Raw genomic sequence first — 16,887 nt, 5'->3', positions numbered from 1 at the left:
GTTCAGTTATCCGGTTCCGCCATGTCCCGTGCCCCGCAACGCCTGACCGACCGCAAACGTGACGCCATCGTGCGCGCGGCGGTGGAGGAGTTCCGTGCATCGGGCTACGAGGCGACCAGCATGGACCGCATCGCCGAGGCGGCGGGGGTCTCCAAGCGCACCGTCTACAACCATTTCCCGAGCAAGGAAGCACTGTTCTCGATGATCCTGGAGGAGCTGTGGGAGCGCAGCGTGGCCAGCGACGCACTGCCATACCGCGCCGACCAGCCGCTGCAGACGCAGTTGCTGCAGTTGCTGCGCCAGAAGCTGGACCTGCTCAGCGATGGGAATTTCATCGATCTGGCGCGGGTCGCGATGGCCGAGATCATCCATTCACCGGAGCGCGCGCAGGCCATCGTCTGCCGCATGGGCGAGAAGGAAAGTGGCGAGAGTGCCTGGATCCGCGCAGCAATTGCCGATGGCCGCCTGCGCGAGGTGGATCCGGACTTTGCCGGCGCCCAGTTGCATGGGCTGGTGAAGAGCTTCGCGTTCTGGCCGCAGGTCACGATGGGGCAGCCACCGTTGACTGCGCAGGAACGTGCGCGCGTGGCCGAATCGGCGGTGGCGATGTTCCTGGGGTTCTACGCGGTCTAGCCGGCTGCGAAGCGACGGAACTCGTCGGCCGGCAGCGCCGCCGAGTACAGGTAGCCCTGGCCGACATCCACCCCGAGTGCGCGCAGCTTCTGTTCCTGGGCCAGGGTCTCGGTACCCTCGGCCACCACGATCGCGCCGCAGCGGTGCGCGACCTCGACGATGAAGCGCACGATCGACTGCGACTTGGCGTCGGACAGCGTGGCGATCAGCGCCTGCTCGATCTTGACCTCGGCGATGGCCAGCTGCGAAAGCAGGATCAGGGTTGAATAGCCGGCGCCGAAATCATCCAGCGACAGGGTGACCCCGGCTGCCAGCAGCTGTGCGAAGTTGGCATCGACCACGTCGCGCTCGACGATTTCGGTCCATTCGACGATCTCCAGGCGCAGCATCGCACCGGGGATGTCATGCAGCTGCAGCAGCTCCTGCAGGCGCAGGCCGAAGTCGGGCAGGCGCAGCGATTCGGCTGAAACATTGACTGCAATGGTCAGCGCCGCGCCGTCCCGCCGGCAGTGCTGCAGGAAGTGCACCGCCGACCGCAGCGTGGCCCATTCCAGGTCTGCCAGCCGCCCCTGCCGGCGCAGCAGCGAGATCACCCGCATCGGGGCAATCGGCCGGCCTTCGCCGTCGCGCATGCGCAGCAGTGCTTCGGCGCCGACCAGTTGGCGGTCCTGCAGGCGATGCTTGGGCTGGTAGCACAGCGGCGCATTGCCCTGCTGCAGCCAGTGCTCAAGGGCAACCTCGATCAGGGTGTCGATCTCGCTGTCGCGCTGGATCGGGTCATCGAAAAACACCACGCCCGACTCGATCGCGCTCAGTGCCACGGTGATGGCGCGGAACGGAAGATGTCCTTCATCGGCATCAGCAGGGGGCTTCAATTCAACCACTGCACAGCGGAACAGCGGCCGGAAGCCCGGCCAATCGCGGCCGACCCGATCAGCCAGGTTGCTGGCCAGCTCGGTGATCTGCGGTTGCGTGCGCAGTGTGGACAAGGTCAGGCCGCGCACCAGGATCGCCAGCGCGGCATCACCGAACTGGTAGATCTCCAGCTGCGCAGCCGGCAGCGAGGGCAGCAACCGATGCACCTCTTCGGTGCTGTCGCGCTGCCACAGGCCGTTGTCCTGCAACGGCCCGTAGCGCAGGCGCAGATCGCGCAGATTGCCCATCTCGGCCACGATCAGGCAGGCCTTGCCGGTGCCGTCGTTATCCCGCCAGTACTGCTGTAGGCGTTCACCGAGCGCACGCATGTTGGGCAGCCCGCTGATCGGATCGATGCGCAGCCAGGCCTGTTCGCGCTGGCGTTGCGCATCGATCTGGGCATCGTTGTAGACCAGCGCGAATACGGCGCCGAGCACGAGCAGCGAGACCGGCAGTGCCAGCACGCGCTGGATCGCCAGCTCGGCCACCGGCAGTTGATCGGCGCCAATGATCGCCACACCCAGCGCCAAACCCAGAGCGGTTACCCCGATACGCACGGACCAGGCCTGCAGGATCATGCGCGGCGAGAGCTCGTTGAGCATGCGCGGGTACAGGTGCCTGCGCAGCCAGACGCCCGCCACCATCTGCAACACGGCCTCGAGGCTGGCAGGCAGGAAGAACGGGATACCGACGAACTGGTAGCGGGCCAGCAGGGCGGCAGCCAGGCAGGCCAGGCCGCCGCGCCAGCCGCCCAGCAGGCCACTGACCAGCAGGATGTCGAAGCCCAGGTGCAGTTTGACGACACCCTGGGAATAACGGGCCACGAACCAGGAATTGAACAGGTAGATCAGGCCCAGCGCTACGCCGACATACAGGCGACGGCCTTCTATGGCGTGCCCGGCGCGACGGGTGGCGATCAGCAGCACGCCGATCATGCCGATCACTGCCGTGGCCTGCAGCAGATACAGCGGCAGGCTGGGCAGGGCGCTGTCCGGGACCTGGGCCCAGACCCGTGAAAGCGCATCCATAGCAGGTTCCCGCCTGTGACCGACGGCCAGTGACCAGCAGGGTAAACCACGACCGCGCGCGCGGCCACTGAGGGTGCTCTGCGGCGGCCGGCAAGGTCAGTAGCGCGGGTCGGCGATGGCGGGCAGCACCAGTTCGCGCACGAAGCCGGAGGATGACAGCTGCAACAGGGCGCTTACCATGGCCACGACATCGTGGACCGGCACCTGCTCACCGTCGCCGCGCGCTGCGGCCTCGGCCACCGGCACCGACAAGGCGTCATCGGTGTTGAGGTAGCCCAACTGCAGGCTGGTCACCGCCAGCCGGCGATCGCGGAAGCCCTCGCGCAGCGCATCGGCGATGCCGTTGAGGGCGAACTTCGAGGCGCCGAACGCCACTTCCGGGCGGCCACTGCGAGGCAGGGCCGAGGTCGAACCGGTCAGCACCAGCTGCGGGCGCGCTGCGCTCAGTACGCGGGGCAGCAGGCGTTGCAGCAGTACAAGGGTCGCGGTGATGTTGACGTCGACCAGCTTCGTGAGTGCAGCGTCGCTTTCATCGAGGAAGGCGTACTCGCCGCTGAAGGCCTTGTCTTCCCAGATACCCAGGTTGTGGATCAGCACATCGATATCGGTCGGTGCCTGCGCTGCGATGTGGTCGGCAGCCACGGTCGGCCGGGACAGGTCTGCTTCGATCCACTGCAGGGTGACGCCGTCAGCGCAGGCGATGCCGCACGGGCGGTGGCGCGAGACACCAATCACAGTGTCACCCGTGGCACAGAGGCCTTCCACGAACGCGCGTCCCAGGCCCCTGCTGGCGCCGATGACCATCAATTTCATATTGCTTCCTCGTTGTACTGCGGCAGCCACGATCGGCTGCCAGAACGGTGCTCCACTTGGCGAACGCGCGCAGGCCGCCGCGTTCGGCGGTAAGGGTCGAGGCCGTGTCGTCGAACTGGCACCGGTACCGTGGCAGCAGCCGTCGCTGCTGCATGCGCTGGGACGCAGTGGCCGCCGACGGCCCAGTCAGCTCGCTCAGGCTGCCTCCCGCACGGGAGGCGATGTGCGCCAGGATGAGCGAGAATGCGTAGGGTCACCGGCAACAGGAATCTCCTGGCATGGACGAGCACAACGCCACCCCTGATGGCATGCCGCTGCCGTTGGCGTGGCAGAAGGCGTTGGCCGATGCGCGCATCGAGCGGCAGTCGATGGGTGTTTCGCGGGCCGACGTTGCCCGCGTGCTGCGGCAGGGCCGCCCCGATGCCTTTCTCAAGTCGGAACTGATCGACGCCTTCAGTGAGCTGGGCGATGAGATCGCGCGGCTGCGCTGGTTGCAGGCACAGGGACAACCGGCGCCAACGGTGATTGCCACGGCCGAAGAAGCGGGCCGGCGCTGGTTGCTGATGAGCGCGCTGCCTGGCCGCGATCTGGCCTCGTCGCCGGAACTCGCGCCGCAGCAACGGGTGGAGATACTGGCCGACGCGCTGCGCGGGCTGCATGCGTTGCCGGTAGCAGCCTGTCCGTTCGATCAGCGGCTGGCCTCGCGCCTGCCGGCCGCGCAGGCACGGGTCGAGGCGGGGCGCGTGGACGCCGATGACTTCGATGACGAACGCCTGGGACAGAGTCCACAGCAGGTCTTCGCCCAACTGTGCAGCACACGGCCCGATCATGAAGATCTGGTGGTCAGTCATGGCGATGCCTGCCTTCCGAATCTGATGGTGGCCGAGGGGCGTTTCAGCGGGTTCATCGACTGTGGGCGACTGGGCGTGGCCGACCGCTACCAGGACCTGGCGCTGGCCGCGCGCAGCCTGGTCCACAACTTCGATGATACGCGCTGGGTCACACCGTTGTTCCAACGCTACGGCGCTGTGGCCGACGAGCGCCGGTTGGCTTTCTACCGGCTGCTCGACGAGTTCTTCTGAGCCCGCGCGCGGCTGGCGATGGCCGCGCAGATCAGGCCACCGACCACGCTCAGGTGTTCCAGTGCGAAGAACAGGGCCAGCTGCTGTTCCGTGCCGTGCTTGGTCCAGAAGGCATGCACGATGGTGATGGTCAGCAGCATGAATACCGCCAGCGCGCCGCTGCCCAGCCAGAGCAGGCGATCAAGCAGCAGGCACAGTGAGCCACCCAGCAGCACCACGGCGCTGGCGAGGTTGAACAGCACAGGCGGTTGCAGCCCGGCCGCCTGCATTTCGGCCACGCTGTTGTCCCACGCCAGCAGCTTGGCCAGACCCGATGACAGGAACACCACCGCCAGCAGCAGTCGGGCCAGGAACCACAGCAGGCGGCTGTCGAGCAGGGCGGTGATCATCCGTGGCATGAAGTCTCTCCGGGTTGGGCTTGGAACGGGCCGCGCAGCATCGGGCCTCAACCGCAGTTGAGGTCAAGGGCCGGCTGAACGGAGCTCGCTGATGAACGGGTTGCCATCTTCAAGGTGGACGAACGTTCGTTCACTATTGACGCCATGAACCGAGCCGACCGCAACGTGCAACGCATCGAGCAGATCCTGCAGGCCGCCCTGCAGTGCTTCCTCGCCAAGGGATTCCACCAGACCAGCATGCGTGACATCGCGCAGGCGGCCGGCGTCAGCCTGGGCAATCTCTACAACCACTTCCCCGGCAAGGAAGCGATCATCCTTGCAGTGGCCGTGGCCGAAAGCGAGGAACTGGCGCCGTTGCTGCAGCGGCTGGCCGCGGCCGACGGTGATCGCACGCAGGTGCTGGCGTTCCTGCAGGACTTCCACGCACTGTGCAGCCAGCCGGAATGGGCGACGCTCGCCGTCGAAGTGCTGGCCGAGAGCGCACGCAATCGGGCCGTGGCCGAGGCATTTGCGGCCAATCGCAGGCAATTGCAGGCTGTGCTGGCCGAAGCCCTGCAGCAGGTGGCACAGCGTGAACGCCGGCGTCCCGTACTGGCCCCGGCACTGCAGGCGCAGGTGCTGCTGGATGCCATCGAAAGCGATGCGCTGCGCCGGGGGCTGGGCGAAGCCGGTGGCACCGATGAGGCTCCGCTGGACCCTGGCCTGCTCGCGCTGCTGCTCGGTGCACGCGCATGAGCGCGGTTGAGCGGCGATTGCACGGCGTTGATCTGGCGCGTTACCTGGCCTTGGCCGGCATGGTGCTGGTCAACTTCCGCCTGGCGATGGCCGTGCCGGCAGAGGGTGAGGGTTGGCTGGCCGGCTTCTTCCATCTGCTGGAAGGCAAGGCCTCTGCGACCTTCGTCACCCTGGCCGGACTTGGCCTGGTACTGGCCACGCAGCGCCTTGGCTGGATGCCGGCCAGCGCGCAGACCTGGCGGCGCGCGCTGTTCCTGCTGGCGCTGGGCCTGCTCAACCTGACCCTGTTCCCGGCCGACATCCTGCACTACTACGCGGTGTATTTCGCGCTGGCGGTGCTGTGGCTGCGTGCGTCGCCACGGGTGCTGCTGGCCAGCATCGCCGGCCTCGCGGCCGGGTCGTTCTGGGCACTGCTGCACTGGAATTACAGCCAGGGCTGGAACTGGCAGACGCTGGAGTATGCCGGTCTCTGGCAATGGCCGGGTGCCGCGCGCAACCTGTTGTTCAACGGCTTCCATCCCTTGCTGCCCTGGATGTGCTTCTTCCTGCTGGGCATGCTGCTGGCGCACCTGCCGTTGTCACAACCGCGGGTGCAGCGTGCGTTGCTGCTGGTGGGCCTGCTGCTGATCGGCGCAGGCCAGGCCGTGCAGCACCTTGCACAGGGAACGCCCTGGCAGCCGTGGCTGGGAACGCAGCCGATGCCGCCGGGACCGGCCTACGTGTTGACCGGTGCGGGCGCAGCCTGCAGCGCGATTGCCGCATGCCTCTGGGTCAGCCGCCGGCATCCGGGGGATTGGCTGGAACCGCTGGCTGCAGCAGGGCGAATGACCCTGACCCTGTACGTCGGCCACATCCTGCTGGGCATGGGGACGCTGGAATGGTTGGGCCTGCTCGATGGCAGCGCGTCGCTACCGACCGTGCTGCTGTGGGCGCTGTTGTTCCTGATGCTGGCCACGGGCGCAGCGTGGCTGTGGTCGTGGCGGTTCACGCGGGGGCCATTGGAAGCAGTGATGCGACGCGTCGCCGGCTAGCACGTTGGTCGCGCGGGCACGATGTTGTGACGGACATGTCTGTGTCGTGGCGGGCACATCTGCGATAGTTGTCGCAGATAACACTTTCCGCTTGCATCCATGTCATCCGCTTCGGCGCAGCATCTCGGCGAAGTCCTCCAGCAGTCCTATGGCATCACCGCGACCGCTGTGGTGCCACGCCCGGTTGGCGCCGATGCCAACGCCAGCGTGTATCGCATCGATGCACGGCGCGGGCAGTGGTGGTTGAAATGCCGCAGCTACCAGGTGGCCCCAGCCGTCTGGGACACCCTGCATTGGCTGCGCGGCACGCTGGGGATCGAGGAAATCGTTGCGCCCTGGCCGGCGCTGGCCGGCGGGGCATCGGTGCAGCGCTGGGGCCTGCAGTTCACCCTGTTCCCGTATGTGGAAGGCCAGTCCGGTTTCGAGGCGGCATTGAGCCGCACGCAATGGCAACGGTTGGGCGAGGTGCTGCGGCGCCTGCACGAGGCGTGCCCGCCACCGGCGCTGCAGGAAGCGCTGCCGAGCATCCGGATGGAAACCGCGGCGCTGGAGACCGTCGGGCAGTGGCTGGCCGGCGAAGGCCTGGCGGCTGCCAAGGATGGGCTGGGCCGTGCCTTCGTCTCCGTCTGGGACCAGCAGCACGCGCGCATCGCGGCGCTGCACGCGCAGGCACTGCAGCTGCACGCGGCGTTGCAGGATGTGCCGGTGCGGCTGCACCTGTGCCACACCGACCTTCATGCCGGCAATCTGCTGATGGGCAATGACGGCGGCCTGCACCTGATCGACTGGGATGGCCTGTCGCTGGCACCGCGCGAGCGCGACCTGATGTTCATCGGTGGCGCTGTCGGCGGGCGCTGGGGCCGCGAGAACCCGGTGGGATTCGAGGAGGGCTATGGCGGTGACCGCGGCGACCCTCGCTGGATCGCCTGGTACCGTCACTGGCGCATCCTGCAGGACCTGATCGAGTTCCAGCAGGTCCTGCTGGGCAGCGATGGAGAGGACCGGTCGCCGCAGCTGCGCCGGCAGTCGCTGCATTTCCTCAGCGAACAGTTCGCCCCGGGCAATGTGTTCGACGCGGCCGAGCGGGTGTATCGCGCGCTGTAGATCCACGCCATGCGTGGATGAACCCTGCGCGCTCAGTCAACGGTGGAGGCGAGAAGAGCAGCCGAGCGTAGGCTCGGCTCTACAGAGGAGTGCAGCGTCATCCACGCGTGGCGCGGATCTACTCGGCGGGCTTCGCCGCTGACGAGGCGGCTGCGCTGGCGGCGCGGCGCGAAAGTACGGCCTCGCGGTGGGCAATGTAGGCGTTGGCGGCGAGGATGATGCCGGCGCCGATGATCGTCCAGCGGTCCACGCTTTCGTTGAACAGCAGCCAGCCGAACAGCGTTACCAGCGGCAGCTGCAGGAAGCTGATCGGGGTCAGCGCCGAGACTTCACCCCGGCGCAGCGCCCGCGTCCACAACAGCTGGCCGATGGTGCCGAGCACGCCGGTGGCCAGCAGCCACAGCCAGGCCATGCCGCTCGGCCAGACCCAGACGAACAGCGCCGGAACCAGCGACAGCGGCACCCAGAACACGTAGGTGTAGAGCACCACGGTATCGGCGCTGTCGACGCGGGTCAGCTGCTTGATCTGGATCGCCACCAGCGAACTGAGCACCGCTGCGGCCACGGCGACCAGGCTGCCCGCGGTGAAGCCGGCGGTACCGGGTCGCACGATCACCAGCACACCGATGAAGCCGACCACGACCGCGGCCCAGCGGCGCACGCGCACGGTTTCACCCAGCCACAGCACGGCGGCAATCGTGACGAACAGCGGCGTGGAGTACGACAGCGACACCGCCTGCGCCAACGGCAGGTGGCCCAGTGCCCAGAACGCGCACAGCATCGAGCCCAGGCCAATCGCACTGCGCACGAAATAGCGCGGCAGCTGTTGCGTCTTCAGCGGAGCACGGCCCGGCCGCAGCAGCATCGGCAGCAACGCCAGCAAGCCGAAGGCATTGCGGAAGAACGCCACTTCCTGGGTTGGCACGTACCGGGTGGCGTAGCGGATCGCGACCGCCATCAGGCCGAATGCCATCGTGCTGCCAAGCATCAGCAGCGCCGCCCGCATCGGGGCGCTTGGGGAAAGGGCGGGGGTGTTCACCACTGTGCGCCGAGCAGGCGGGGCTCCGGTTCGATCGGCACGCCGAACTTCTCCAGCACCGAGGCCGAAATGCGGCGCGCCAGCGCCAGCAGCTCAGCACCGCTGGCATTGCCGTGGTTGACCAGCACCAGCGCGTGGCTTGGCGCCACGCCGGCATCACCTTCGCGGAAGCCCTTCCAGCCGCAGGATTCGATCATCCAGGCAGCGGAGACCTTGCGCTTGTCGTCCTGCTCGGCCGGGAACACCGGCAGGTCGGGGAAATGCTGCAGCAGCACGTCGACCTGTTCCAGCGGCAGTACCGGGTTCTTGAAGAAGCTGCCGGCGTTTCCCAGTACATCCGGGTCGGGCAGCTTGCGGCGGCGGATCGCGATCACGGCATTGGCCACGTCCACTGCGCTCGGCAGCTCCACGCCCTGTGCCTGCAATTCCTCGCGGATGCCGGCGTAGTCCATGCGCAGATCATGCAGCAGTGGCAGCTTCAGTTCGATGGCGGTGATCAGATAGCGATCGGGTTGCTGCTTGAACACGCTGTCGCGGTAGGCGAAGCCACACTGTTCGTTGTCCAGCCGCACCCAGGCCTGCTCCTGGCAGTCCCACGCTTCGACCGCCTGGATGAACTCGCCGACCTGCGCGCCATAGGCACCGATGTTCTGGATCGGCGCGGCACCGGCCGTGCCGGGAATCAGGGCCAGGTTTTCGAGGCCAGACAGGCCTTCCTGCAGCGACCACATCACCAGGCCATGCCACGGCACGCCGGCACCGGCACGGATCACCGCATGGTCGGCGCGGTGTTCGAGGAAACTGATGTCACGGTTGCCGAACACCAGCACGGTGCCGGGCAGGTCCTCGGCGATCAGAACGTTGCTGCCGCTGCCCAGCACCAGCAGCGGGCCGCTGGCCACCTCGGGCAATGCCAGCACGTCCGGCAGCAGCGCGGCATCGTGCAGTTCCAGCAGCTGCGCGGCGCTGGCCTGCACATGGAAGGTATTCAGCGCCTGCAGCGGCGCATTGCGGGTGAGCGTCCAGCGCAGCGGGGCGTTGCCGTCGATGGTATCCATGGGCGCGCTCACAGCGGAGCCACCGCGCCGCGGCTCGGCGCTTCACGGCGGCGACGGATCGCCTCCACGCATTCGGAAACCAGCGCCGGTCCACGGAAGATCAGGCCGCTGTAGCACTGCACCAGTGCGGCACCGGCCGCCATCTTGGCTACCGCATCGGCGCCGGACAGGATGCCGCCGACGCCGACCAGCGGCACCGATTCGGGCAGGCGCGCGCGCAGGCGGCGCAGCACCAGGGTGGACTGCTCCAGCACTGGTGCACCGGACAGGCCGCCAGCCTCATTGGCCAGCGGGTCGCCGGCCACCTTGCTGTGGTCGATGGTGGTGTTGGTGGCGATCACGCCGTCCACCTGCAGTTCGCCCAGCACGCGGGCGGCGGCGTCGATATCGCGTTCGCTGAGGTCCGGCGCCACCTTCACCAGCATCGGCACGCGTCGGCCGTGGCGGGCAGCAAGGTCTTCCTGGCGGTCGCGCAGCTGGCTGACCAGCTGGCGCAGCGCGGTCTCTTCCTGCAGCTCACGCAGGCCGGCGGTGTTGGGCGAGGAGATGTTGACGGTGATGTAATCGGCCAGCGGGTACACCTTGTCCAGGCAGGCGATGTAATCGTCCACGGCCTGTTCGTTGGGGGTGTCCTTGTTCTTGCCGATGTTGATGCCGAGCAGGCCGCGGCGGTTGCGCGCGCGCTCGACGTTGCGCACCAGCGCGTCCACGCCCGCATTGTTGAAGCCCATGCGGTTGATGATCGCGTTGTGTTCCGGCAGGCGGAACAGGCGCGGTTGCGGATTGCCGGCCTGCGGGCGCGGGGTGATGGTGCCGATTTCGACGAAGCCGAAGCCGAGCGCGAACAGTGCATCGATGTGCTCGCCGTTCTTGTCCAGGCCGGCGGCCAGGCCGACCGGATTGGGGAAGGTCAGCCCGAACACCGTGCTGGGCATCGGCGCGATGCGTGCGGCCAGCAGCGGCGTGGTGCCGGTGCGATAGGCCAGGTCCAGTGCGGACAGGCCGAGGCCGTGGGCGCGTTCGGCGTCGAGCGAGAACAGGAAGGGGCGGGCAAGCGAATACATGCGTCGGTTCAGTCCAGCGTGCCGAGGAAGGCTCGGGTTCGATATTCAAAAGCGACCTGGCCGTCCACCGCATGGGCGGCGAACAGGTCCTGCAAAGCGTCGATCATCGCCGCGTGGCGAGGATGACCGGATTGGGGTGCGTAGGAGGAGGACAGCAGGCGCCCGCGCAGGGCGTCGAAGTCCAGATGCTGCACGTTCGGCAGCTCCACCCTGCCGCGCAGGCCGGGGCCGAACCAGGCCTGCATGGTGGCATCGTCCTGGTAGCGCTCGGCCACAGCGGTGTAGTCGGTGCCGTAGTCCAGCAGCAACTGTTCGTAGCCGATCAGGAACGGGCTGGCATCGAGCAGGCGCGAGTTCCAGTAGATCAGTGCCTGGCCACCGGGGCGCAGGATGCGCTGCCACTCGGCGCGCACCGCGACGGTGTCGAACCAGTGGAAGGCCTGCGCGACGCTGACCAGATCGATGCTGGCATCGTCCAGTGTGGTGGCCTCGGCGCGGCCGTCCACCGCACGGAACTGCGGGTACTGCGGTGCCAGCCATTCCGCGGCCGCGCCCCGCATGGCGGCGTTGGGTTCAACCGCGACTACTGGATGGCCGCTGGCCAGGAACAGGCGACTGGAAATACCGGTGCCGGCGCCGATGTCGGCGACCACGGCCTTGCGGCTGACGCCCATCGGGCCATGCAGCCACTCCAACAGGGCGGGCGGATAATCGGGCCGGTAGCGGACGTAGTCGGCGACGCGGCTGCTGAAGCGTTCAGTGCTGTCGGAGGCGGTCATGGCGTCAGTTCGACACCGCCGCCAGCCATGCCAGGCCGCCGAAGAACAGGATGAAGACCAGGATGGCGGCAAGCACGGCGCCGACCATGACCCAGCCCAGCACCAGGCCGGTAACGGCCAGGCCGTCGCCTTCCAGTTCATGCGGGCGGCGGCGGATCTCGGCGCGGGCCATGTGGCCGGTGATGATGGCGACGATGCTGGCCACGAAGGGCAGGACGGTCCAGCTGGCGATGCCCATGACCAGGCTGACCACGGCCAGGGCGCTTGTCTGTCGGGGTGCCACGCTCATCGGGTCCTCCTTGGCAGTGTGCACATGATAGTGCCTCTGCCCGGGCAATCCCATGGGCAGTGCCCTGTAGAGCCGAGCCCATGCTCGGCTGCCCCCTTGGGCTGATGCGGGATCGACCGCGTCTTGCGTGCAAGCCCAGCATGGGCTCGGCTTTACAAATTCAGCCCATCAACACCTGGCCGCCATCCACGTTGAGCACGCTGCCGGTAACCCAGCGCGCCAGTGGCGAGCACAGGAACAGGGCGGCGTCGGCAATCTCGCGCGGATGGCCGAAGCGGCCGAACGGGATCTTCGCCAGGGTGCCGTGGTACAGCGCTGGATCCTCGATGCGGCGACGGTCCCAGAGCCCGTCATCGAACTCGATCGAGCCCGGTGCGATGGCGTTGACCCGGATCCGGTCCTTGGCCAGCGCCAGCGCCTGCGAGGTGGTGTAGTGCGAAAGCGCGGCCTTGGCAGCGGCGTAGGGCGCGCCGCCGGGACGCGGCTGCTGCGCGGCAATCGACGACAGATTGAGGATGCAGGCATCGCCGGACGCGCGCAGCCAGGGCAGGGCCAGGCGCGAGGCACGCACGGCCGCCATCAGGTCGATCTGCAGGCTGGCGGCCCAGCCCTCCTCATTGTCGGCCATGCCGTAGCCGGTGGCATTGTTGACGAGCACATCGATGCCGCCGAAGGCATCGGCGGCGGCCTGCAGCCAGGCCTGGATCTGGCCGATGTCGGCCAGATCGGTGGAAAACGCATGCAATGGCGTTCCCTGCGCCTGTGCGTCAGCGCACAGGGCCTCCAGGCCGGCCTGGCCGCGCGCGCAGACCGAGACCTGCGCACCGGCACCAGCAAAGGCCAGTGCCATTTCACGACCAATGCCCTTGCTGCCGCCGGCAACGAGCACGCGGCGGCCGCTGAAATCGAGGATCGGAGCCCCTGCGGGGATCCGACCCTGGGCATGGGTCAGATCCCCGGAGGGACTCTGACCCACAGACGTGTCCGCGTCGTTTGCCATCACAGGTCGAACTTGATGCCCTGCGCCAGCGGCAGCGAATCCGAATAGTTGATGGTGTTGGTCTGGCGGCGCATGTAGACCTTCCAGGCATCCGAACCGGACTCGCGGCCACCGCCGGTGTCCTTCTCGCCACCGAAGGCGCCGCCGATCTCCGCACCGGACGTGCCGATGTTGATGTTGGCGATGCCGCAGTCGCTGCCGGCGGCCGACAGGAACTTCTCGGCGGTCTTCAGGTTCTGGGTGAAGATCGAGGACGACAGGCCCTGCGGCACGCCGTTCTGCATGTCGATGGCTTCGTCGAGGGTGTCGTACGGCATCACGTACAGGATCGGTGCGAAGGTCTCGTGCTGGACCACGGCGTCGCTGTTCTTCAGGCCCGTGACGATTGCAGGCAGCACGAAGTTGCCGGCGCGGTCGATGCGGGTGCCGCCGGTCTCGATGGTGCCGCCAGCCGCCTTGGCCTGGGCGATGGCATCGAGGAACTGCTGCACGGCGCCTTCGCTGTTCAGCGGGCCCATCAGGTTGGCGGCATCGGTCGGGTCGCCGATCTTGCCTTCCACCTGCTTGTAGGCCTTGACCAGGGTGGCCAGCACGTCGGCGTAGATCGAGCGGTGCACGATCAGGCGGCGGGTGGTGGTGCAGCGCTGGCCGGCGGTACCCACGGCGCCGAACACGATGCCCGGCACGGCCAGCTTCAGGTCGGCGGTTTCGTCCAGGATGATCGCGTTGTTGCCGCCGAGCTCCAGCAGGCAGCGGCCGAGGCGGCGTGCGACCTTTTCGTTGACGGTGCGACCGACCTGGGTCGAGCCGGTGAAGCTGATCAGCGGCACGCGGCGGTCATCGACCATCTTTTCCGACAGCGCGGTGCCGGCATCGTTGATCAGGAAGAAGATGTCCGGGAAGCCCGCTTCGCGCAGGGCGTCGTTGCAGATCTTCAGCGAGGCGATGGCGGTCAGCGGCGTCTTGTTGGACGGCTTCCAGATGCACACGTCGCCACAGATCGCCGCCAGGAACGAATTCCAGCTCCACACCGCAACCGGGAAGTTGAAGGCCGAGATGATGCCGACCAGGCCCAGCGGATGGTACTGCTCGTACATGCGGTGGCCGGGGCGCTCGGAATGCATGGTGTAGCCGTACAGCATGCGGCTCTGGCCCACGGCGAAATCGGCGATGTCGATCATCTCCTGCACCTCGCCATCGCCTTCCGGCTTGCTCTTGCCCATTTCCAGGGCAACCAGCGAACCCAGAGCGTCCTTTTGCCTGCGCAGTGCTTCACCGCACAGGCGCACGGCTTCACCGCGGCGCGGCGCCGGCGTGGTACGCCAGATCTTGAAGGCTTCCTGGGCGCGGGCGACGACGGTCTCGTACTCGGCCTCGGTGGTGGCGCGGACCTGCGCGATCGGCTCGCCGGTGGTCGGGTTGACCGGGGTGATCAGCTCACCGCTGGTCGCGCTCGACCACTCCCCGTTGCCCAGGTACGTGCCAGCGTTGATCGCGTCCAGGCCAAGGGACTTGAGCAGCTCGGAAGACATGCAGACTCCTGTGTTTCGTTACGTTGTTTGGTGCCATCGCGGGCAGGTGGGGGACGCGATGAACTGAATCGCCGATGGTAGCAGAGCGCCCCGACCGGCCATGGTGCAACGCGCCAGCGGAACCGGGTGGAACATGAATGCTTGGAGGGCAGGGCACGTTGCCTGTAAACTTCCCTGCTGCATGGCCCCGTAGCTCAGCTGGATAGAGCGTCCCCCTCCTAAGGGGAAGGTCGCCCGTTCGAATCGGGCCGGGGTCACCAGAATCAACGACTTGCGAAGCGCTCTAGATCTCAATAGGCCATATAAGGCCATCAAAAAGCACCACTTGGTCACAGTGGTCACGACGGCGAATCAATAGGTTAGTTTGGCCGCCGCGCCATCATCACCCTCAGGGATGAGGTGTGCGTGGTACTTCTCTGTCGTGGCGTAATCCGCGTGCCCGGCCAGAATCTGCACCCTTCGCAACGGAACGCCGGCCATCACCATGTGGGCGCAGAAGGTGTCCCGTAGCCGGTGGAGGCTGCCACCGATCCCCGCCCGCTTCGCATCGGCTGCGAACCAGTCAGACACGATTTCCTTGTGCACGGCCACCAGCGGATCGGGAAAGCACATGCCGCAAAAATTCATTGGCCAAACGACCATCCAGCCGGGTGGAAAGCCAGGCGACGACGCGTTCACCGCGTTCGCAACCTGCAACGATAACTTAGCGGATCCCGGGCAGCGCCATTCGTCATTGGAGGCCGGTGGCCAGGATGTGGAGAACTTGAATGTCGGCCTGCAGCAGGAGGCTCAGTTGCGAGCCACTGCACGCCAGAATGCGGACGCAGCAGTGGGTGCACGCATCCTCGGTAAGAACATCGTCAAAAGCGGTGACTTCCGGTTCTGGCAGCGAGGTACCGGCTTCACCGCTGCTGGTTACGGCGCAGATCGCTTCTTGAACAACATCAACGGCATCACCTGCTCTTGACTCGGTGGCGTTGGAGCTCGCGTTGTGTCAGCGCTACTACGAAAAAAGCTACGATCTGGCAACCGTCCCCGGCACCGCAACAGCTATTGGCCAGAGCGCGTTCTTCATCCATGGCCTGCCAAGCAGCACCGGTAAGGAAGTCACTTTCAGGGTGACCAAGCGGGTGCCGCCTGCCATGACCGGATACAGCCCGCAGACTGGCGCAGCTGGCAAAACGTTCAGTGCGGCACTTGCAGCCGACATTCCCATTGCGTTTCAGGACATTGGCGTGTCGGCGGTGTTCTGCACGATCGGCCGTGCGCGACGGCGACCATCAATCTCAACTATCGGCACCACTGGGCTGCAGACGCGGAGCTCTAATCATGTATCAACTCACTGAAGATCCTGATGTGATTCGTTGCGTCGAAACCGGTGCGTTCATTCCGCGCGGCCACTATCTGTGGTCGACCGAGTGGTTGCAGACCAATACGCCTCCGCTGGCGGTGTCGCCGGACCCAGGTTTCGAGCTGCACACGCCCGCGCACTACCGCTACATCCGGGATCAGGCGTTCGCGTGGATGCGCGCCGAGGCGGTAGAGCGTGGTTACGACAGCATCGAGTCGTGCGCCAGCTACTACAACAGCGGCGTGGCCCGATACCGCGCGGAGGCGCGGGCGATGGTGGCGTGGCGCGACGCTATGAACCAGGTGCTGGAGCAGCTGGTGCTGGCGCCGCCGGAAGGCATCGAGACCTGGGAGCGGGTGCGCGCGCTGTTGCCGCAACCGGAGACGTTCGTGTGGCCGAAGAAGGCGGAGATTGACGAGGCCTTGTTCGTAGCGGGATTCGAACGCCTGGAAGGAGCGGGGAGCTCGTTCGATGGCAACGAGCCTGCGCAGTTGGTGTTGGAGCAGGTCACGGCGGCACTGCTGGCGGACTGGGAGCGGGTGACGCTGGTGTTCGCGCGGATGATGGAAGAACAGCAGCGCCAGGGTGACCTGCACCTGCTGCCGGAGCGCTGGGCCCCGATCGGTGAACGCTTCGAGGCGTTTTTCCTGCGCGGCCAGCGAGCGGGTGAGTTCAATGTCGAGTTCACCGCGGTGTGGTTGGCCGACTTCTATTGGACCTGCTTCTACGGCATCGCCTGGTCGCATGCGCGCGGCCGTCTGGCCCCGGCAATGGCTGCATCCACGCTGTTGGCCGCGTTCCAGCATGGGGCGATGAAGGGCTGATTCCCGATGGCGCGCATCGCGCGCCACCTTGTCGCTGGGCCCATTGTGCGCCGAATTCGCATGGCAACTTGCCGGAAAGGGCGTCGCAGCTGCCGGAATCGTGCACGGGCCGCCTGGGCCGTGTTGCTACAACTGTAGCCAAGCGATTGGCGCCAGATTTGGCAAATATGAATGTGATTAAGATCACACATTTGTTCGAAATGTGTTAACTT

19 protein-coding genes and 1 tRNA gene are annotated in these 16,887 nt (G+C 66.7%); 9 read left to right on the top strand and 11 right to left on the bottom strand.

The features are described 5' to 3' along the window. Positions 1 to 21: 21 nt before the first annotated feature. Positions 22 to 633 carry a TetR/AcrR family transcriptional regulator gene (locus AB839_RS00300; protein ID WP_061477867.1) on the top strand — a complete coding sequence of 204 codons (612 nt, stop codon included), beginning with the start codon at positions 22 to 24 and terminating at the stop codon, positions 631 to 633. Here AB839_RS00300 and AB839_RS00295 read toward each other — a convergent pair. Together AB839_RS00295 and AB839_RS00290 are read right to left on the bottom strand one after the other, a co-directional pair. Further along, complete coding sequence (locus AB839_RS00295; RefSeq protein WP_061477866.1) at positions 630 to 2,576, bottom strand: GGDEF domain-containing phosphodiesterase; 1,947 nt, start codon at positions 2,574 to 2,576, stop codon at positions 630 to 632. The genes AB839_RS00300 and AB839_RS00295 overlap by 4 nt on opposite strands. Positions 2,577 to 2,672: 96 nt before the next feature. Then, positions 2,673 to 3,389 carry an SDR family NAD(P)-dependent oxidoreductase gene (locus AB839_RS00290; RefSeq protein WP_061477865.1) on the bottom strand — a complete coding sequence of 239 codons (717 nt, stop codon included), beginning with the start codon at positions 3,387 to 3,389 and terminating at the stop codon, positions 2,673 to 2,675. Between the two features lie 278 nt (positions 3,390 to 3,667). Between AB839_RS00290 and AB839_RS00285 the strand changes: the two genes are divergently transcribed. After that, complete coding sequence (locus tag AB839_RS00285; protein WP_061477864.1) at positions 3,668 to 4,471, top strand: APH(3')-II family aminoglycoside O-phosphotransferase; 804 nt, start codon at positions 3,668 to 3,670, stop codon at positions 4,469 to 4,471. On the opposite strand, the gene AB839_RS00280 is transcribed toward AB839_RS00285, so the two are convergent. Then, complete coding sequence (locus AB839_RS00280) at positions 4,444 to 4,869, bottom strand: DoxX family protein (RefSeq protein ID WP_061477863.1); 426 nt, start codon at positions 4,867 to 4,869, stop codon at positions 4,444 to 4,446. The two genes, AB839_RS00285 and AB839_RS00280, sit on opposite strands and share 28 nt — an antisense overlap. A gap of 144 nt (positions 4,870 to 5,013) precedes the next feature. Here AB839_RS00280 and AB839_RS00275 point away from each other — a divergent pair, with 144 nt between their 5' ends. The 3 genes from AB839_RS00275 (at position 5,014) to AB839_RS00265 (ending at position 7,739) form a co-directional block, all read left to right on the top strand. Beyond that, a complete protein-coding gene (locus tag AB839_RS00275; protein ID WP_061477862.1) occupies positions 5,014 to 5,604 on the top strand; it encodes a TetR/AcrR family transcriptional regulator in 591 nt (196 codons plus the stop codon). Beyond that, positions 5,601 to 6,635, top strand: coding sequence for a heparan-alpha-glucosaminide N-acetyltransferase domain-containing protein (locus tag AB839_RS00270; RefSeq protein ID WP_061477861.1), 1,035 nt, complete (start codon positions 5,601 to 5,603; stop codon positions 6,633 to 6,635). The genes AB839_RS00275 and AB839_RS00270 overlap by 4 nt, the downstream gene beginning before the upstream one ends. Positions 6,636 to 6,734: 99 nt before the next feature. Then, on the top strand, positions 6,735 to 7,739 hold the full coding sequence (locus AB839_RS00265) for an aminoglycoside phosphotransferase family protein (protein ID WP_061477860.1): 1,005 nt from the start codon (positions 6,735 to 6,737) through the stop codon (positions 7,737 to 7,739). A gap of 118 nt (positions 7,740 to 7,857) precedes the next feature. On the opposite strand, the gene AB839_RS00260 is transcribed toward AB839_RS00265, so the two are convergent. The 7 genes from AB839_RS00260 to AB839_RS00230 form a co-directional block, all read right to left on the bottom strand. Then, complete coding sequence (locus tag AB839_RS00260; RefSeq protein WP_061477859.1) at positions 7,858 to 8,745, bottom strand: DMT family transporter; 888 nt, start codon at positions 8,743 to 8,745, stop codon at positions 7,858 to 7,860. 29 nt (positions 8,746 to 8,774) lie between these two features. Then, the gene (gene murB, locus AB839_RS00255) at positions 8,775 to 9,836 is read right to left on the bottom strand and encodes a UDP-N-acetylmuramate dehydrogenase (protein WP_005416296.1); all 1,062 of its coding nucleotides are present in this window, start codon (positions 9,834 to 9,836) and stop codon (positions 8,775 to 8,777) included. Positions 9,837 to 9,844: 8 nt separating this feature from the next. Continuing rightward, entirely contained in the window at positions 9,845 to 10,900 is a 1,056-nt protein-coding gene (locus tag AB839_RS00250; protein WP_061477858.1) for a quinone-dependent dihydroorotate dehydrogenase, read from the bottom strand. Positions 10,901 to 10,908: 8 nt separating this feature from the next. Continuing rightward, the gene (locus AB839_RS00245; protein ID WP_061477857.1) at positions 10,909 to 11,679 is read right to left on the bottom strand and encodes a class I SAM-dependent methyltransferase; all 771 of its coding nucleotides are present in this window, start codon (positions 11,677 to 11,679) and stop codon (positions 10,909 to 10,911) included. 4 nt (positions 11,680 to 11,683) lie between these two features. After that, positions 11,684 to 11,968, bottom strand: coding sequence for a DUF4190 domain-containing protein (locus AB839_RS00240; RefSeq protein ID WP_005413144.1), 285 nt, complete (start codon positions 11,966 to 11,968; stop codon positions 11,684 to 11,686). Between the two features lie 160 nt (positions 11,969 to 12,128). Beyond that, positions 12,129 to 12,968, bottom strand: a complete 840-nt coding sequence (locus AB839_RS00235) for an SDR family NAD(P)-dependent oxidoreductase (protein WP_061477856.1) — start codon at positions 12,966 to 12,968, stop codon at positions 12,129 to 12,131. Continuing rightward, on the bottom strand, positions 12,968 to 14,500 hold the full coding sequence (locus tag AB839_RS00230) for an aldehyde dehydrogenase family protein (protein ID WP_061477855.1): 1,533 nt from the start codon (positions 14,498 to 14,500) through the stop codon (positions 12,968 to 12,970). The genes AB839_RS00235 and AB839_RS00230 overlap by 1 nt, the downstream gene beginning before the upstream one ends. A 183-nt stretch (positions 14,501 to 14,683) precedes the next feature. Here AB839_RS00230 and AB839_RS00225 point away from each other — a divergent pair. After that, positions 14,684 to 14,760, top strand: a tRNA-Arg gene (locus AB839_RS00225). 91 nt (positions 14,761 to 14,851) lie between these two features. Here AB839_RS00225 and AB839_RS00220 read toward each other — a convergent pair. Next, entirely contained in the window at positions 14,852 to 15,112 is a 261-nt protein-coding gene (locus AB839_RS00220; RefSeq protein ID WP_061477854.1) for a site-specific integrase, read from the bottom strand. Here AB839_RS00220 and AB839_RS21635 point away from each other — a divergent pair. From AB839_RS21635 to AB839_RS21805, 3 genes are read left to right on the top strand one after another with little or no spacing between them, the layout of a single operon-like run. Continuing rightward, entirely contained in the window at positions 15,111 to 15,467 is a 357-nt protein-coding gene (locus AB839_RS21635) for a hypothetical protein (protein ID WP_061477853.1), read from the top strand. The genes AB839_RS00220 and AB839_RS21635 overlap by 2 nt on opposite strands. Positions 15,468 to 15,489: 22 nt before the next feature. Continuing rightward, the gene (locus tag AB839_RS21410) at positions 15,490 to 15,846 is read left to right on the top strand and encodes a hypothetical protein (protein WP_156476596.1); all 357 of its coding nucleotides are present in this window, start codon (positions 15,490 to 15,492) and stop codon (positions 15,844 to 15,846) included. After that, a complete protein-coding gene (locus tag AB839_RS21805) occupies positions 15,830 to 16,675 on the top strand; it encodes a hypothetical protein (RefSeq protein WP_241776726.1) in 846 nt (281 codons plus the stop codon). Before AB839_RS21410 ends, AB839_RS21805 begins: the two co-directional genes overlap by 17 nt. The last annotated feature ends 212 nt before the right edge of the window (positions 16,676 to 16,887 follow it).

The sequence above is a fragment of the Stenotrophomonas sp. DDT-1 genome, assembly GCF_001580555.1.
Classification (GTDB): Bacteria; Pseudomonadota; Gammaproteobacteria; order Xanthomonadales; family Xanthomonadaceae; genus Stenotrophomonas; species Stenotrophomonas sepilia.
Note: the sequence above shows the minus strand (reverse complement) of the source record. Positions and strands in the feature narration are given on the sequence as shown.

Bases quoted from the DNA above. Each gene is read 5' to 3' on its own strand.
- AB839_RS00245 (WP_061477857.1), bottom strand. From the start codon at position 11,679: ATGACCGCCTCCGACAGCACTGAACGCTTCAGCAGCCGCGTCGCCGAC.
- AB839_RS00265 (WP_061477860.1), top strand. From the start codon at position 6,735: ATGTCATCCGCTTCGGCGCAGCATCTCGGCGAAGTCCTCCAGCAGTCC.
- AB839_RS00300 (WP_061477867.1), top strand. From the start codon at position 22: ATGTCCCGTGCCCCGCAACGCCTGACCGACCGCAAACGTGACGCCATC.
- AB839_RS00270 (WP_061477861.1), top strand. From the start codon at position 5,601: ATGAGCGCGGTTGAGCGGCGATTGCACGGCGTTGATCTGGCGCGTTAC.
- AB839_RS00240 (WP_005413144.1), bottom strand. From the start codon at position 11,968: ATGAGCGTGGCACCCCGACAGACAAGCGCCCTGGCCGTGGTCAGCCTG.
- AB839_RS00295 (WP_061477866.1), bottom strand. From the start codon at position 2,576: ATGGATGCGCTTTCACGGGTCTGGGCCCAGGTCCCGGACAGCGCCCTG.
- AB839_RS00290 (WP_061477865.1), bottom strand. From the start codon at position 3,389: ATGAAATTGATGGTCATCGGCGCCAGCAGGGGCCTGGGACGCGCGTTC.
- AB839_RS00280 (WP_061477863.1), bottom strand. From the start codon at position 4,869: ATGCCACGGATGATCACCGCCCTGCTCGACAGCCGCCTGCTGTGGTTC.
- AB839_RS21635 (WP_061477853.1), top strand. From the start codon at position 15,111: ATGCCGCAAAAATTCATTGGCCAAACGACCATCCAGCCGGGTGGAAAG.
- AB839_RS00285 (WP_061477864.1), top strand. From the start codon at position 3,668: ATGGACGAGCACAACGCCACCCCTGATGGCATGCCGCTGCCGTTGGCG.
- AB839_RS00260 (WP_061477859.1), bottom strand. From the start codon at position 8,745: ATGCGGGCGGCGCTGCTGATGCTTGGCAGCACGATGGCATTCGGCCTG.
- AB839_RS00220 (WP_061477854.1), bottom strand. From the start codon at position 15,112: ATGTGCTTTCCCGATCCGCTGGTGGCCGTGCACAAGGAAATCGTGTCT.
- AB839_RS00250 (WP_061477858.1), bottom strand. From the start codon at position 10,900: ATGTATTCGCTTGCCCGCCCCTTCCTGTTCTCGCTCGACGCCGAACGC.
- AB839_RS21805 (WP_241776726.1), top strand. From the start codon at position 15,830: ATGTATCAACTCACTGAAGATCCTGATGTGATTCGTTGCGTCGAAACC.
- AB839_RS00230 (WP_061477855.1), bottom strand. From the start codon at position 14,500: ATGTCTTCCGAGCTGCTCAAGTCCCTTGGCCTGGACGCGATCAACGCT.
- AB839_RS00275 (WP_061477862.1), top strand. From the start codon at position 5,014: ATGAACCGAGCCGACCGCAACGTGCAACGCATCGAGCAGATCCTGCAG.
- AB839_RS00235 (WP_061477856.1), bottom strand. From the start codon at position 12,968: ATGGCAAACGACGCGGACACGTCTGTGGGTCAGAGTCCCTCCGGGGAT.
- murB (WP_005416296.1), bottom strand. From the start codon at position 9,836: ATGGATACCATCGACGGCAACGCCCCGCTGCGCTGGACGCTCACCCGC.